The organism is Kribbella sp. NPDC005582 (assembly GCF_040605415.1).
GTDB lineage: Bacteria > Actinomycetota > Actinomycetes > Propionibacteriales > Kribbellaceae > Kribbella.
This window is the reverse complement of sequence record NZ_JBEXCU010000003.1, coordinates 300,486-316,314: the sequence shown is the minus strand read 5'-3', so window position 1 is coordinate 316,314 and position 15,829 is coordinate 300,486. Positions and strand designations below refer to the sequence as shown.

Sequence of the window (15,829 nt, the reverse complement as noted above, 5' to 3'; positions counted from 1 at the left end):
AAGTGCCGATCGTGCCGACCGGGTGTCACTCCTGAGAGTGACACCCGGTCTCCGCGCTCAGGGCCTGATGACCGGAGCGATCGTCTTGCTGCGGGCGCCTTCGTACGCCGCGAGCAGGATGCCGAGTACGGCGATGCCCTCGACCTCCGTGTGAAGCGGTCGGGTCTTGCCGATCAGCGAGTCCGCGAAGTGACCGATCTCGGCGACGAAGGTGTCGACCGGCTCCAGCTCGAACGTCTCCGATTCGCCGGACCGCAGTTGGTAGGTGAGCGACGTACCGTCGCTGTGCAGGGAGCCCAGCTCACCGACCGCCGAGAACCGCTCGGTCGATCCGGCCGGCTGGTACGCCCAGCTCGTCACCAGCTGACCGACCACGCCGTTGTCGAAGCGGATCAGCACCTGGGCGGAGTCCTCGCCCTCCATGAACTTCAGCCGGTGCGTCGACAGCATCGCCGTCGCCTCGACCGGCATCCCACCGGCCAGGTGCAGCATCAGGTACGTCGGGTGGTAGCCGGTGTCGATGAGTTCGCCACCACCACTCGTCTTGCTGCTCGCCCGCCAGCCCATCGAGCTCGGGTCGAAGTCGTTGTAGAAGCTGTCCGTGGTCCGCACCTCGTAGACCGTGCCGATCGTGCCGGCCTCGAGCAGTTCCTTGGCCTTGGCAACGGCCGGCATGAACAGCTGGTTGTGCGCCGACATCAGCGTCACCCCGGCGGCCTCGACAGCTCGCCGTACGTCGGCTGCCTCGTCGGCGCTCAGGCACAGCGGCTTCTCGCAGAGAATGTGCTTTCCTGCTTCAGCTGCCGCGACGATCGCGTCCCGGTGCAAGTGGTGCGGCAGGCAGATGTCGACCGCGTCCAGCTCCTCGTTCGCGAGCATCTCGCGATAGTCCGTGTACGCCGTCGCGCCGAGCTCACTCCCCCGCGCCTTGGCGGTCTCCTCGACGGCGTCGGCCACTGCCGTGATGCCGATCTTGTCCGCATGGGCCGCGTAGCCCTTGATGTGCGCGGAGGCGATGCCGCCGGCGCCGATCAGGCCGACCTTGATCTGGGGCATGGTTCGTCTCCTCAGCTGTTGGAGTAGGCAACGACCGTGTTGGTGGTGGCGGCCTCGTTCGCCGCGACCACCAGCCGGGTCAGCTCCAGGGCGCGGCTGATGTTGTCGTCCGCCCGGGTGCCGTTCGTGATGTGCTCGACCCACTGGCCGAACGGATCCAGGCTGTGCTCGGGCACCGGGAGCTCTTCACCGCCGACCTTCAGGACGTTGCCGTCGTCGGTGTAGGTCAGCGTGCTCTCGGTCCCGAAGATCTCGATCGTGAACGGGTTCGGGCTGGCGAATCCGGCCTCGATGACGCCGATCGTCTGGTTCGGGTAGCCGAGCACGACGACCGCGTTGTCCTCCAGCCCACGCCCGGCGATCGACCGGTACGTCGCGCTCACCGTTTCAGCGTCGGCGCCGAGGAACAGTTGCGTCAGGTAGACCGGGTGACAGCCGAGGTCGGTGAGCGCGCCGCCGATCGCGGCCTTCGGCTCGAAGAACCGCTGCGGCAGCCAGCCCTCCTTGCCGTCCCGCGCGATCGCGCCGTCGTGGGACAGCCGGACCCGCGCATAGGTCACCTGACCGAGCCGGCCGCTGTCGAGCACCTCGCGGATGGCGTTGGTGTAACCATGGGCGAGTCGCGGCAACGACACCACCAGTTTGACACCGTTGTCGTCGGTCGCGGCGATGATCTCCTCGGCCTCCGCGACGGTCGGCGCGAGCACCTTCTCGGTGAAGATGTGCTTGCCGGCCTGGGCGACCTTGACCATCAGGTCCCGGTGCTCGTCGGTCGCGGTGGTGATCACGACACCGTCGATGTCGCCGGCCAGCAACGCGTCCAGATCGCTTGTGTAGGAGACTCCGAACGCTTCAGCGCCGGCCTTTCCGCGCTCCTCGTCCGGGTCCCAGACCGCCACCAGTTCGGTGCCTGGGTGCTCCTGCGCCTGCCGCGAATAGTCGCCGGCATGCACATGCCAGAAACCCAGGGTCGCGATCTTGAGGGGGTTCGGCATCTGCTTCCTCCTGCCCGAGGTCGTCCCGGCTCACCCGCACCGGCCGCGCACCAACGTACAACGTTGTCATGGGGTTTTGGGAAGGGCTGGCGCGCCTCGTTTCAGCTGCCGGACCGCTCGGCGTCCCTATAGTTATCCAGGACTCCTAAGTAATCGGATGAGGGCTGATGAGCGAGACGCTGTCCGGTGGCGACCTGCAACGGTTGCGGCAACTCAATGTGGTCGCCGCTCTGCGGGTTCTGCGCGCCGATGCGCCGCTCACCGTCACTGAGCTCGCGAAGCGCACCGGCCTGTCGCGCGCCTCGACCGAGGACGTCGTCCGGGATCTGCTCGGCCGCGGCTGGATCAGCGAGGTCTCACCGACGGCCGGCACGGTCGGGCGGCCCGCCCGTCGCTATCGGTTTCGCGCCGATGCCGGGCGGCTGCTGGGCGTGGACATCGGCGGCCACAAGGTGCTGGCCGTCGTCACGGATCTCGAGGGCGACGTCCTGCACCAGGCCCGGATCCCGGTGGCGCCGGAGGCCGGCCGGCGGGAGCGATTGGCAGCTGTCGACGACTGCATCGCGTCCGCGTTGGCCGGCGCGGACGCGACCGCCGGGCAGATCTGGGCGACCGGCGTCGCGACGACCGGGCTGGTCGACGGCACCGGCAAGGTGATGCTGTCGGACTCCCTGCCCGAGTGGACCGGTGTCGACCTGGTCGCGCAGTTGCGGCGGATCGTCGGTGGGCCGATTCGAGTCGAGAACGACTGCAAACTCGCAGCCCTGGCTGAGAATTGGCGTGGTGTCGCCCGCTACGCCAAGGACGTCGTGTTCCTGCTGGCCGGCCTGCGCACGGGCGCCGGGCTGATCATCGACGGCAAGCTGCACCGCGGCTTCGCCAACTCGTCCGGCGAGATCGGCGCGCTGCCCGCCGTCGGCTGGGAGCGTGCTCCGGAGCACCTCCACGGCTGGCTCAGCCCGGGCCAACCGGTCGAGCGCGTCTTCCTCGCCGCCCGTGACGGCGACCGCGCCGCGCTCCGCGCCGTCCGCGGCTACGTCCGCGACATCGCCATCGGTACGTCGGCCCTCGTACTCACCTTGGACCCGGAGCTCGTCGTGATCGGCGGCGGCTTCTCCCGGTCGGCCGACGTACTGGTCGAGCCGCTGCGGCGTGAGCTCGACCGGTGGTGCCTGCGGACGCCGGAGATCCGGGTCTCGGCCTTCGCGGACGAAGGTGTGGCGCTCGGCGCGGTCCGGCTGGCGGTCGAGCAGGTCGAGTCGACCCTGTACGGCGACGCTCCCGCGACCGCCGCGGCGCTCATGTTCTGAGCAGCGTCTTGATCAAAGCTGCTCGAAACTACCTAGTTGTGAACTCTTGACACAGTTTCCGTGGAGTCCATGATTATTCCATCGCCCCGCCCAGCGAGAGGAACCGTCCATGCGACTCCCGAAGGCTCTGCGGCTGTTGACCGGTGTCACCGTCGGCGGACTACTGACCGCTTTCGCGGTGGTCTCCCCTGCCGGTGCGACGATCAGCGGTGGCTCCGCGAGTAACACCGCGACCACCGTCACCTACCAGTACTCGTTCACCGGCACGCCGGCGTACCAGCGGGTTTACGTGGACACCGACCGTTCCACGGCGACCGGCTATGCCCAAGGCTCGGTGGGCGCTGACTACTTACTGGAGAACGGGAACCTCTATCGGAGCACCGGTACTGGCTGGAGCTGGACGCTGGTGAAGGCCGTCACCTTCTCGGCCGTGAGCGGGGTTGCACGGTGGACTGTTGATCGGGCGGATCTGGGAGAGAGCGCCTCACCGAACGACGCCGACTTGATCTTCCAGGTCGAGTCGCCGATGGAGACCTCCAGTAAGTACACGCAGGTCTATAGCAGTGGTGGTTCTGTCGCCTACACGGCGAGCACGGAGAACTTCGCGAACCCGGAGCGCGGTTTCTACCACCACACCGGCGACTGCGATAAGTCCGACTTCTCGGTGAGCACTCTGCAGAGCTATCGAACCAGTCAGGGCATCTCTCTGGTGATGTGCGTCTTCTACCTCGCCGAGTACAAGAACGGCGCGATCGCACAAGCCGCGCTCGACCAGCTGCAACAGCAGCTCGACACCGTCCGGGCCGCCGGGATGAAGATGGTGCTGCGGTTCGCGTACACGACCTCGACGGCCGGGGACGACGCGACCAAGGCTCGCGTGCTGGCCCACCTCGACCAGCTGGCGCCGTACCTGAGCTCCGGCAAGGACGTCATCGCCGTCGTCCAGGCCGGGCTGATCGGAGCCTGGGGTGAGTGGTACTACACGCAGAACTTCGGCAACGCCGGCACCGTCAGTACGACGGACTGGGCGAACCGGAGGGCGGTCGTCGACAAGCTGCTGAGCGTCGTACCGTCGAGCCGGATGGTGCAGCTGCGGACGCCGAAGTTCAAGCGGACCATGTACACGACGACGGCCGTGCAGTCCGCCGACGCCTACAACGGATCCGCGACCTCACGGATCGGGCACCACAACGACTGCTTCCTCGCGAGTCCGGACGACTACGGCACCTACGAGAACACGTCGGTCGAGTATCCGTACCTGCAGGACGAGACGAAGTACGTCGCGATGGGCGGCGAGACGTGCGGCGTCAACGCACCGCGATCCAGCTGCCCGACGGCGACCGCTGAGCTCGCGCAGTTCCACTGGTCCTACCTGAACACCGACTACGAACCGAACGTGCTGAACTCGTGGAACTCCGGCGGTTGCCTGGCGGACGTCACCAAGAAGCTCGGCTACCGCCTCCGTCTGGAGACCGGGACCTTCCCGACCTCGGCGGTCCGCGGCGGGAGTTTGCCGGTGTCGCTGTCGGTCCGCAACGACGGCTACGCGACGCCGTACAACGCCCGAGGTCTTGAGCTGGTACTGCGGAACACGTCGACCGGCACCAACTACAAGCTGGCGATGAGCTCGGACCCGCGGCGATGGACGGCCGGTACGGCGACCACGGTCTCGCAGACGCTCACCGTGCCGTCGAGTCTGCCGACCGGCTCGTACCAGCTGCTGCTGAACCTGCCCGATCCGCTGCTCTCGACGCGGCCGGAGTACTCGATCCGGCTGGCGAACCAGAACACCTGGGAGCCGTCGACCGGGATGAACTCGCTCTTGCACACCATCACGATCAGCTAGGAGATCCCCCTGTGCTGCATTTGTCTGCCACGCTCCGCGCTAGGTTCTTACGCCTAGTTGGTGCCACGCTGGCACTCGGTCTGCTCGGCCCAGCTCAGCTCGCCGACGCACATCGCGACCCGACCGTCACTCGCAACTACACGGCGAGCGACGCCGTCATCGCCAACCAGGAGCGTGGCTTCTACCACCACACCGAGACGCACTACCGCGCCGACGGCTCCGGCTACGTCCCCCTCGACGTGGCCACCCTGCGCAACTTCCGGACCCAAGAGAACGTCACCCAGATTCTCCGGGTCTTCTACCTGGAGAAGTTCGCCGGCCTGGACAAGCTCGACCCTGCCTACCTCGACCTCGTCCGCGCCGACTTCCGTACCGCCCGCGCGGCCGGCGTGAAGGTGCTCGTCCGCTTCGCCTACGCCCAGCCCGCCGGCTGGCCGCCCACCATCCCGTACGGCGATGCTCCGGTGCAGCGCGTTCTCAAGCACATCCAGCAACTCACGCCGATCCTGCGCGAAAACGCCGACGTGATCGCCCTCGTGCAGTCCGGCTTCGTCGGACTCTGGGGCGAGGGCTACTACACCGACTACTTCGCCGACCCGGCCGACCCGAGCAAGGTCTCCGACCAGAACTGGGCCGACCGCCGTGCCGTCGTGATGGCGCTGCTGAGAGCACTCCCCCGCGATCTGATGGTCCAGGTGCGTACGCCGTACATGAAACAACGCATGCTCGGCCTGCCGACCGGAACCGAGGGAGCGCTCTCGGCTGACCAGGCGTACGACGGCTCGCCGGCCGCGCGCATCGGTCACCACAACGACTGCTTCCTCGCCAGCCCCGACGACTTCGGCACCTACCTCAGTGACCCGATCGAACTCGACAAGGATTTCGTTGCCCAGGACACCAACTACGTCCCCGAGGGCGGCGAGACCTGCGCGGTGAATTCGCCACGCTCGGACTGGGACTCGGCCGCCGCGGAGATGGCCCGCCTGCACTTCTCCTTCCTCAACACCGACTACCACCCCGACGTGCTCGGTAGCTGGGGCTCGAACATCACCACCGCCAAGCAGAAACTCGGCTACCGGTTCTCGCTGGTGCGTGGCACCTACACCGCCAAGACCCGCCCGGGCGGCGCCGTACAGGTCGGGCTGGACATCCGCAACGACGGCTGGGCCGCGCCGTACCACCGCCGGCAGGTCCAACTGATCTTCCAGAGCGACAAGCACACCTACCGAGTCAACCTCCCCGCCGACCCACGTCTCTGGGCAGCCGGTACGACGACCACCGTCAAGACGACCGTCCGCGCGCCACTCGCACCCGGCCGCTACCGCCTGCTGCTGAACCTCGCCGACCCGTCGCCGCGCCTGCAGTCGCCGGCCTTCAACCCGATCTACGCCGTCCAGCTGGCCAACACCGGCACCTGGCAAGCAGCGACCGGCTACAACGACCTCGGCCAGGAGGTCACCGTCTCGAGGTGATGCCTTCTCTGCCGTGCGACGGAGGCCGGATCCGTCGCACGGCAGAGGCGCCGGCCGGGCCGCCCGACCTACGCTGCTCGGCATGAGGCGAACACTACTTCTGGGTACGGCCATGGCGCTTTGTCTCCTTGGCGTTTCCCCAGCCGTTGCTAATAGCAACAAATTGACCTGGCACCGGTGCAGCACCGGTCCGGCCGACGAGACCGGCGGCTCTCTCGATGCCGTCGGCGCGCAGTGCGCCGAGGTCGCCGTACCGCTCGACTACCGCCGCCCGGACGGCCGCACGATCTCGATCGCGATCGCGCGCCGGGCGGCCACCCAGCCCAGCAGGGGCACGCTGGTGGTCAACGTCGGCGGCCCCGAGGCCTCCCGCCAAGGCATCAACTTCTTCCTGGACAAGAGCCCCGCCTTGGCCGCGCAGTTCGATCTGGTCGGTGTCGACCCGCGCTTCTTCGGTCTCAGCGCACCCCTCGAGTGCGGCTGGCGGACCGACCGCTACCTCCGCAGCGCCCAGTACGCGAGTCCAACACGTGCCGCCTTCCGCGACAGCGTCTCAGTCGCCCGCGAGCTCGCTTCCCTGTGTGCGCCGTACCGGGATCTGTTGCCTTACGCATCGACCCGCAACATCGCTCGCGATCTGGACCGCGTCCGCGCTGCGCTCGGCGTACCGGCGTTGTCCTACTTCGGTACGTCGTACGGCACGTATCTGGGCGCGGTCTACCTGCAGATGTTCCCCGGCCGGGCTGATCGGGTCGTGCTCGACAGCTCGCACGCCCCTGACTCCTACGGCCCTCGCTGGACTCGCTCAACCGCGCCCGCCGACGCTGCTGCCCTCGCCGACTGGGCAAGGTGGGCCGCTACCCACACCCCCGACCTCGGGGCCAGCCGAACCGCGGTCCTGGCCACCATCGACCAGATCGCTGCCGTCCTCGCTCGGCACCCCATCCAGGTCGGCAGCCACGAGGTCACCGAGGCCATGCTTCCCGGCCTGCTCCTCACCGTCGACGACGAAGACGCGTCGTACCAGGAGTTCTCCGCCGCCGTCCGCGTCTACCGCGACGCTGCCAACGGCCTGCCCGTCACCCCCACCCCACTCCAAGAATAACGCTTCGCCCTCTACGACCTCCCCGAAGTAATCCCCGCCTTCGGCTTCAGCGCCACCGTCGCCAACCAGTGCGCCGACCGCGCAGCTCCCCGAGACCCCGCCATCTACTACCGCGACATCCAAGCCCACCGCCTCACCGAGCCCCTCTACGGCCCGCTAGCCCGAGACATCAGTCCCTGCGCCTTCTGGCCGACCACTCCCATCGAGCCGCCCACCACCATCGCCACCTCGCACCCCGTCCTCATGCTCGCCGCCACCGGCGACCCAGCCACCCCCTACCCCGGCCAACTAGCCATGCACCAAGCCCTCGCCGGCTCCCGCCTCGTGACCCTCGCCAACACCTACCGCCACGGCGTCTACGGCGCCTCCCCCTGCGTGGACGCCGCCGTAGCCACCTACCTGACCACCAACGCCCTGCCTCCCACCGACCAAACCTGCCCCGAGCCAAACCAAGATTTTGGGTAAGCCAGCAGGTCCGCAAGCAAGCAACCATCCGTCTCGCACGACCTCACCACCACGCACTCACCCCTCCACCAACCTCCTCCCCCTCCCCCGGCCCACCGGTCTCGCGGCTGACCGGTCACCTGGCCTGCCACACACCACACGAAACAACCACTCCTCACCTACTCGAGGCCACAGCAACCAGCCGGCGGCGACCCGTCCGCTCGCGGCCGACTGAGGCAGATGGCTGGCTGGTCTGTGGCTGAGGTGCTGGTGCTGTCGGCGAATGAGCTTGCGTTGCCTGTGGTTGCCGGGCTGTGGTTGAGCTAGCCCTGCCGCAGACGACCAGCCCATCGCCCGCTTCACATCCGCCAACGCCAGCTGTCAGCTCACCCGCCAGCTGACTCCACCCCATCCGCCGAGCGCTGCAGGCGGTCGGATGGCGGTTGGATGGCGGCCGCTCGGCCGCTCACGGCCGACTGAGGCACACGGTGGGCTGGGCTGTGGCTGAGGTGCTGGTGCTGTCGGCGACCGAGCCTGCGTCGCCCGTGGTTGCCGGGCTGTGGTTGAGGTGGCGGTGCTGCTGATATTTGGCCTTCTGTTGGCTGCAGCTGGCGGCCGCCGTTTGGTGGATGAGGCCCACCCGGTAGCTGACGGCCGTCGGTTGGTGGTGCGGGACTTGAACTGCGTTGGCGGGGCTCGCCTGTGGTCGGAGCTTTCGTCGCCAGCGCCCGTGGGATCTGGCTGAGATGGACGAAGTACCGGTGGCGACCAAGCCTGTCCCAGGCGATGACGGATCCGGAGCCTTCGTGCCAGCGCCCGCGGGATCTTGCTGAGATGGACGAAGTACCGGTGGCGACCAAGCCTGTACCAGGCGATGACGGACGTGGTGGTGGAGCCGGATGTGGTGGGGACGGCAAACCGAGCTTCTGTCGTGGGCGGCGTCAGGCCACAGCGTCCGGCTGACCGTGATCTGCGGGCTCTTGAAGCCCTTGCGGACCCCGACCACATAGACCTGCAGCCGCGAACCGCGCTCGTACTTCTCCCCCGGGACCTGCTCCGACGCCGGCAGCACGCCTCGATCAAGCCTGGTTCAGGCGATGATGGACGTGGTGGTGGAGCCGGATGTGGTGGGGACGGCAGACCGTGCTTCTGTCGTGGGCGGCGTCAGGCCACAGCGTCCGGCTGACCGTGATCTGCGGGCCCTTGAAGCCCTTGCGGACCCCGACCACGTAGACCCGCAGCCGCGAACCGTGCTCGTACTTCTCCCCCGGACCTGCTCCGGCGCCGGCAGCACGGCCTCGATCTTGCCGGCAGCCCGGCGTCAGGCGGCCGTGGTGGGGGTTGGATCGGCCCAGGGGTTGAAGGTTGGGTCGGGGTCAGCCAGCAAGGCTCGCCAGGTGGGAGGTTGGGCGGGTGGATCTTCGCCCCAGATGGCCTGCCTGGTTGCTGTCCGGGAGTCGATTGTTGGCCGGGCGGCGGGTTCGCTCGCGTGGGCGTGGGCGTGCGCACTGTGGGGCTGCACTTCGGTGGAAGCGCAGGCCTCGGCACGGGCGGTGCCGGTGGGTGTGTGGCGACTGGGGCCGCGGGAGGGTGGGTCGGCCCAGCTGGGGCGGGCTACCTGGACTTGGTCGTTGACGATGGTGATGATCCATTTGCCGGCGTGGAGGTCTACGTGGTGCATGCGGCAGAGGAGCACGAGGTTGCTGACGGCGGTGGTACCGCCGTCGATCCAGGAGATGAGGTGGTGGGCGTCGCATTGAACAGGTGGGGCGTTGCAGATGACGCAGCCTTGGTCTCGGGTGTTGAGGGCTCGGCGCATGCCCAGGGTGACCAGGCGTTCGGCGCGGCCTACGTCGAGGGGTTCGGACTTCGAGCCGAGGACCAGCGGGATGATCTTGGCGTCGCAGGCCAGGCGGCGGAGCGTGGCGGCGGACAGGCCGCCGCCGTAGACGGTGCTGCCGATGGCGTTGGGGGTGGCTGCCTTGAGGTCTTGCCAGTCGATGGTGACGACGAGGTTGGTTTTGGCGCCGAAGCCGGGGACCCACTGCCCGGCGGCGGCCGGTTCGCACGGCGGCGTAGCCGGGTCGCTCGAGGTGTCTGCCGGCGTGGTGTGTGAGGTGCGGGTCAGGCCGGCGTCGGTGACCGCGGCGGCGATGCTCAGGATGCTGGAGAGGGCGTCGGCCTGGCGCTTCTCGCGGGAGCGCGGGTCCAGCTCGCCGTCGGCGGTGCGGTGGGGGCGGGCGCCGGCGTGGATGGCGGCGCGGAGGCGCTCGGCATTGTCGTTGGCCAGGTAGCCGGTGAACTTGACGCCGTGCTCGTCGTTGACCAGGTTGAGGCGCTCGCGGGCGTAGGCCTTCTGCTCGTCGGGCTCGGGGCCGTCGGCGTCGAGGAGATCGCGGACCAGTTGGGCAGCCTTGCGCAGCTCGCTCGGGGACGACAGCCGGGCCAGGCCGACCAGCTGCTCCTCCGCGACCCGCAACTCGTCGACGGAGACCGTGGTGGGCACCTTCTCCAGCGCCGAGACGATCACCGCAGCCTGGTCGGGCCGCAGAAGGATCTCTGGCGGGAGAGTGTCGTCCGTGCCGTCCGGTGCCGGTACCGGAGTGCTCGGGTCCGGCAGTGCTTCAGCGACCGCCGGATACTTCGGCAGGGCCTGCGCCAGCCGAACCAGGCGCCGCGCTTCGGGGCGGTCCATGCGGTAGCGCAAGGCAACGAGCTCCGCGGTGTCGCGGGCGCCGAGCTCTTGCGCGTGACCGATCTCGTCGAGCCGGCCGATCAACTGCAGCTGGTAGGTCTTCAACTGGGCGACCAACGCCTCGATGGAGTCGACGGCGGACAGCGCTTGGCTGCCATCCATCGACCACACCGGCCGCTGCCCCAGAAGTTCCATACCGACAACTCTAGACACCCCCACCGACAGTTTTCAAAGCCAGAACCCCTTATTTTCAAGGGAAATAGTTATCCACAGAATCCGGCTAGCGGCGTCCGGGGCGAACCAGCCCAGCCTCATAAGCGAGTACGACGGCCTGCACGCGATCGCGGACGCCGAGCTTGGCGAGCACGTTGCTCACGTGGGTCTTCACGGTCCCGGCGGAGACCGTCAGCTCGGCAGCGATCTCGGCGTTCGACGAACCACGCGCGACCGCGATCAGCACCTCGCGCTCCCGATCGGTCAGAGCCTCAATCGCCTTGACTGCAACGGGATCGAGCGCCGGTGCGAGCTGGTCGAGCAAGCGGCGAGTAGTCGAGGCAGCCAGTACGGCGTCGCCGGCGTGGACGGTGCGGATGGCGGTGAGCATGTCCTCGGGCGGTGCGTCCTTGAGGAGGAAGCCGCTGGCGCCTGCGCGGACCGCGGCGAGCGCGTACTCGTCGAGGTCGTAGGTGGTCAGCATCAGAACCCGTGGCGGCGACGGCAGCACACTCACCTGCCGACACGCCTCGATTCCGTCCAGCCCAGGCATGCGGATGTCCATCACGACCACGTCCGGCCGAGTACGCCGTACCTCCGCCACCGCAGTGAAACCGTCGCCCGCTTCGGCGACCACAGACAGGTCGTCCTGCGAGTCGATCACCATCCGGAACCCGGCGCGCACCATCACCTGGTCCTCGACGAGCACGACCCGGATCACGACGCCACCGGAATGATTGCCCGCAGCAACGTCCCACCGGCTCGCCGTTCGGTCAGCTGCACCGATCCACCGTACGCCGCCACCCGCTCCCGCATACCGAGCAACCCGAACCCCTGCCCGTCCCCCGGCCCCAGTCCGTCGTCCGCTACCAGAACCTCCAGCCCACCAGGCGTCGAGCGCACAGTCACCTCCGCCCGAGCATCCGGACCCGCGTGCTTCATCACATTCGTCAGTCCCTCCTGCACGATCCGGTACGCCGCCAGCCCCACCCCAGGCTCGACCTCGTCAACCTCGACCGAGAGCGTCGCACCCGGCACCCGCGACACCAACGGCGGGAGGTCCGCCAGACCCGCCGCAGGCTCCACCGGCAGTTCGGGATTGTCGCGCAGGACGCCGAGGATCCGCCGGGTGTCCCCCAGCGCCTGCCGAGCGTGCGCCCCAATCGTCTCCAGCGCCAGCACAGCAGCCGCCACCCCATTCGCAGCAGCCGGCACCACCGCCCCATCCCCATCCCCACCCACCACCGGCACCACCGCCCCATCCCCATCCCCACCCACCACCGGCACCACCGCCCCATCCCCATCCCCACCCACCACCCCACTCGCGGCTCCCACCCCGCCCCCACCCGCGCCCATCACGGAACGCGCGGCATACCGACCACCATCCGCCTGCGCGATCACCACAGCCAACGAGTGAGCGACCACATCATGCATCTCGCGCGCTATGCGGGCTCGCTCGGCCAGCACCGCCAGTTCACGCTGAGCCTCCACCTGCGACCGCCGGACACGCTGCATGGTGCCCACAGCCCAGGCCGCGATCACCGTGCTCGCCAGGAAGCCGCCAACCACCAGATGCGACACCAGCGAGTCGCGGAGGCGCGGCCACTCCACACCGCCGAGCACTGCACCCACCAGTCCCGCAAGCAGCCCAACCAGCCGCGCCCACCGAGGGCCGTAGGCGGCAGCAGCGTGAACAGCCAGCGGCACGGCGACATCAGCCGGTACGGCGCCCACCGTCCCACGTACGCTGAGCCACTGCGCCAACGCCGCGACCGCGATCACGACCAAGCACCACACCGGCCGGCGACGCCGTACGGCCAACGGGATCAGCAGCAGACAAGAGAATACAAAGTAGGGGCCCGAGGCATGCACCACGAGACCGAAGACGGTAGCGGCGGCCAGAAGCGCCGCAGCGAGGATCACGTCGACCGTCAGCACGTGCGACCGCATCCACGCTTCGATCCGCACCTCGTGAGTATAGGCTCCCCTCATTTTCTCGCGGCGTGCGACGACATCGTCACGGGCCGCCGCGAAGACGCACTAGTCCCACTTCCGGGATGCGCGTTGTTCAGCTTGCGTTTGCCGAATGGCAGCGGTGGCCGGGGGAGGATCGAGACGTTCCACCTACAGCGTCCAAGGAGCTCCATGTCCGTCGATCGTCGTTCCGTCCTGCGTGGCGCCGCTGCCGGCGCCGCCGGTGTCGGTTTCGCCACCGTTGGTTCCATGCCGACCCTTGCCGAGGCCACTCCGGCTTCGCATGGCCAGCACTCGCCGTTCCCGCAGCACAAGCCGTTTCCGCCGTTGCTGGACGACCCGGCCGGCGTGCTCGCGCTGCCGCCGGGGTTCAAGTACCGGATCGTCACCAAGGCCGGTGAGACCAAGCTCAAGTCCGGGCAGCCGACGCCGGACTCGCACGACGGCACCGCTGTCTTCCCGGGTGGCCGGCACGACAGCTACCGGCTGATCCAGAATCACGAGATCAGCGGCAACAGCGCGCTCGGCGTACCGCAGATCCCTGGCACCGTGTACGACGCCGGTGTCGGTGCGGCCGGTGGCTGCACGGTGATCTCGGTCGACCGGACCGGCAAGAACCTCGGCGAGTGGGTCGCGATCTCCGGCACGCTGACCAACTGCGCCGGCGGTCCGACGCCGTGGGGCACCTGGATGACGTGCGAGGAGACCGAGAACAAGGCCAACGGCACGACCCGGCTGAAGGACCACGGGTACGTCTTCGAGGTCTGGGGCGACGGCGAGACCGCGAACCCGGTGCCGCTGAAGGCGCTCGGCCGCTACGCCCACGAGGCGCTGGCGATCGACGAGGACCGGCAGCACATCTACCTGTCCGAAGACGCCTCCGGGCCGAACGGCACGTTCTACCGCTGGACGGCTCCGCACGGGTACCGGCTGAGCTCGCGGAGCTGGAAGGACCTGCAGGACAAGGACTTCGGCACTCTCGAGGCACTGGCCATCCTCGGTGACGACGGCAAGCCGATCCCCGACGTCGCGTACCTGACCTCGGCGCAGCTGCTGCGTCCGTTCCGGGTCGCGTGGGTCAAGGTTCCGGACCGCGACGGCACCACCACCTCGGTGCGCAAGCAGTTCACCGACGGGCAGATCACCCGCGGCAAGAAGTTCGAGGGCGTCTACGGCACCAAGCACGGCGTGTACGTCGTCAACTCGTACGCCGCCTCCGGTACGACGGACGTCCCGGCCGACGCGGTCCCGCACGACGGCATGGTCTGGTTCTACAACTACGCGAACAAGACCATCCAGCTCGTCACGTACTTCCCGGAGAGCGCGGCCGCCGACAAGGGTGCGGACGCCAAGTACCAGGACTACAACTTCGACGGTCCGGACAACGTCACGGTGACCCCGTGGGGCTCGCTGATCCTGGCCGAGGACGGGAACGCCGCCAGCCACGTGCTGAGCGCCGTACCGGGTGGTCCGACGTACGCGATCGCGCGGAACCAGCTCAACGACTCGGAGTTCACCGGGCCGACCTTCTCGGCCGACGGCAAGGTGCTCTTCGTGAACATCCAGACCCCGGGGATCACGCTGGCCATCACCGGCCCGTGGCACGAATACCTGGGCTGAAGCGCAACGCCCGCGCTGGGTCGCGCTACGGCGTGACCCAGCCGGTCAGGATCGTCGGGCCGTCGTCGGGGGTGCAGGCCAGCCGGTACGGCGCCTTCGGCAGCGGCTTGAGTACGAAGAAGCCGAGCTCGTCGATCCGCGCCGTGGCCAGTACGCCGTCGTCGGTGCTGGCCTTGATCTCACCGGCCGCCGGTGGATCGAGCTGGCCGAGCAAACCCTCCGGCGTGAGCTCGATCTCGATCGTCCAGCCCTCGGAGGCGAACGTCAGCGATCGCAGCACCGCGCTCTCGGCCGACCGGACCGGCGCCGCTTCGACGGTGTCCCAGGCCGAGTCGTAGGTGAGTGCGGCCAGTTCGGCATCGATCGTCCGCCAGGCGAAGGCGGCCTTGCCCGCGTCGATGAAGGTTCTCGGCACCTCCTCGGTCAGCGCATCCCGCAGCGCTTCGAGCAGTTGGCCGTCGTCGTTCCAGTCGGTCTCCGTCATCCCACTCACCTCCTTGTCTCTCGATGGTCGGCCAGGCCGGCCAGGGCCGGGGTCCGGCGGAGCCGCTCCAGGCACCGGGCCCGGTTCGGCCCGATACTTCCGACCGGCATCGCCAGCTGCCGGCTGATCTCGTCGTACGGCGTCGGCGGGTCCTTCGTCATCATTGCCAAGAGCAACTGACAGCGCTGGGACAACTGCCCGAACGCGTTCCGGACGATCGTGCGCCGCTCGTGCCGGAGCACCTCCTCCTCGGCGACGGCCGGCTCGACCGCGTCGTGCTGTTCGGCGGGATCCACCGGATCGACCCGGCTGGACGCCCGCAGCAGGCGGAAACACTCCCGCTGCGTGGTGGTTGCGATCCAGCCGGGCAGCGCAGCCGGCTCTCGCAGACTGGGCAGGTGCTCGATCAGGCGCAACCAGACGCCCTGGCCGACATCGTCGATATCGGCCTGGGTCAGCCGGTACCGCCGGCCGATGCCCCAGATCAGCGGTGCGTACCGCTCCACCAGGTCGTCCCACGCGCCTTTGTCGCCGCCCACCGCCCTCGTCACCAGTGCGACGACGACCGGATCGTCCCGCATGCCTGTTCTCCTTCCCCCCGATACTGCTACGGAG

Annotated in this window: 13 protein-coding genes and 2 pseudogenes; 6 read left to right on the top strand and 9 right to left on the bottom strand. The window is 68.4% G+C overall.

From position 1 onward, the window contains the following. Nucleotides 1-57 precede the first annotated feature (57 nt). The gene (locus tag ABZS29_RS19340; protein ID WP_355463617.1) at nt 58-1,056 is read right to left on the bottom strand and encodes a Gfo/Idh/MocA family oxidoreductase; all 999 of its coding nucleotides are present in this window, start codon (nt 1,054-1,056) and stop codon (nt 58-60) included. 11 nt (nt 1,057-1,067) lie between these two features. After that, entirely contained in the window at nt 1,068-2,051 is a 984-nt protein-coding gene (locus ABZS29_RS19335) for a Gfo/Idh/MocA family oxidoreductase (RefSeq protein ID WP_355463616.1), read from the bottom strand. A 167-nt stretch (nt 2,052-2,218) separates the two neighbouring features. Here ABZS29_RS19335 and ABZS29_RS19330 point away from each other — a divergent pair, with 167 nt between their 5' ends. From ABZS29_RS19330 to ABZS29_RS19310, 5 genes are all read left to right on the top strand, one after another. Then, nucleotides 2,219-3,361: an ROK family transcriptional regulator gene (locus ABZS29_RS19330; RefSeq protein WP_355463615.1), complete on the top strand. Its 1,143-nt coding sequence runs from the start codon at nt 2,219-2,221 to the stop codon at nt 3,359-3,361. A gap of 109 nt (nt 3,362-3,470) precedes the next feature. Beyond that, entirely contained in the window at nt 3,471-5,207 is a 1,737-nt protein-coding gene (locus ABZS29_RS19325) for a DUF4832 domain-containing protein (RefSeq protein ID WP_355463614.1), read from the top strand. 11 nt (nt 5,208-5,218) lie between these two features. Further along, on the top strand, nt 5,219-6,679 hold the full coding sequence (locus tag ABZS29_RS19320; RefSeq protein ID WP_355463613.1) for a DUF4832 domain-containing protein: 1,461 nt from the start codon (nt 5,219-5,221) through the stop codon (nt 6,677-6,679). Nucleotides 6,680-6,842: 163 nt separating this feature from the next. After that, nucleotides 6,843-7,784, top strand: coding sequence for an alpha/beta fold hydrolase (locus tag ABZS29_RS19315; RefSeq protein ID WP_355463612.1), 942 nt, complete (start codon nt 6,843-6,845; stop codon nt 7,782-7,784). Between the two features lie 30 nt (nt 7,785-7,814). Next, nucleotides 7,815-8,249, top strand: a complete 435-nt coding sequence (locus ABZS29_RS19310; RefSeq protein WP_355464405.1) for an alpha/beta hydrolase — start codon at nt 7,815-7,817, stop codon at nt 8,247-8,249. Nucleotides 8,250-9,180: 931 nt separating this feature from the next. Here ABZS29_RS19310 and ABZS29_RS19305 read toward each other — a convergent pair. The 5 genes and pseudogenes from ABZS29_RS19305 to ABZS29_RS19285 form a co-directional block, all read right to left on the bottom strand. Next, nucleotides 9,181-9,303: pseudogene (locus ABZS29_RS19305) on the bottom strand (transcription termination/antitermination protein NusA); the annotation flags it as partial. A gap of 100 nt (nt 9,304-9,403) precedes the next feature. Further along, a pseudogene (locus tag ABZS29_RS19300) lies at nt 9,404-9,537 on the bottom strand (transcription termination/antitermination protein NusA); the annotation flags it as partial. 12 nt (nt 9,538-9,549) lie between these two features. Next, a complete protein-coding gene (locus ABZS29_RS19295) occupies nt 9,550-11,118 on the bottom strand; it encodes a DUF222 domain-containing protein (RefSeq protein WP_355463611.1) in 1,569 nt (522 codons plus the stop codon). Between the two features lie 85 nt (nt 11,119-11,203). Beyond that, nucleotides 11,204-11,857, bottom strand: a complete 654-nt coding sequence (locus ABZS29_RS19290) for a response regulator transcription factor (protein ID WP_355463610.1) — start codon at nt 11,855-11,857, stop codon at nt 11,204-11,206. Then, nucleotides 11,854-13,104 carry a histidine kinase gene (locus ABZS29_RS19285; RefSeq protein WP_355463609.1) on the bottom strand — a complete coding sequence of 417 codons (1,251 nt, stop codon included), beginning with the start codon at nt 13,102-13,104 and terminating at the stop codon, nt 11,854-11,856. The genes ABZS29_RS19290 and ABZS29_RS19285 overlap by 4 nt, the downstream gene beginning before the upstream one ends. Nucleotides 13,105-13,281: 177 nt before the next feature. Here ABZS29_RS19285 and ABZS29_RS19280 point away from each other — a divergent pair, with 177 nt between their 5' ends. Then, entirely contained in the window at nt 13,282-14,730 is a 1,449-nt protein-coding gene (locus tag ABZS29_RS19280; RefSeq protein WP_355463608.1) for an alkaline phosphatase PhoX, read from the top strand. Between the two features lie 25 nt (nt 14,731-14,755). Here ABZS29_RS19280 and ABZS29_RS19275 read toward each other — a convergent pair whose 3' ends face one another. Both ABZS29_RS19275 and ABZS29_RS19270 read right to left on the bottom strand, forming a co-directional pair. Continuing rightward, complete coding sequence (locus tag ABZS29_RS19275; RefSeq protein ID WP_355463607.1) at nt 14,756-15,214, bottom strand: hypothetical protein; 459 nt, start codon at nt 15,212-15,214, stop codon at nt 14,756-14,758. Between the two features lie 5 nt (nt 15,215-15,219). Further along, nucleotides 15,220-15,795, bottom strand: coding sequence for a sigma-70 family RNA polymerase sigma factor (locus tag ABZS29_RS19270; RefSeq protein WP_355463606.1), 576 nt, complete (start codon nt 15,793-15,795; stop codon nt 15,220-15,222). Nucleotides 15,796-15,829: the final 34 nt, after the last annotated feature.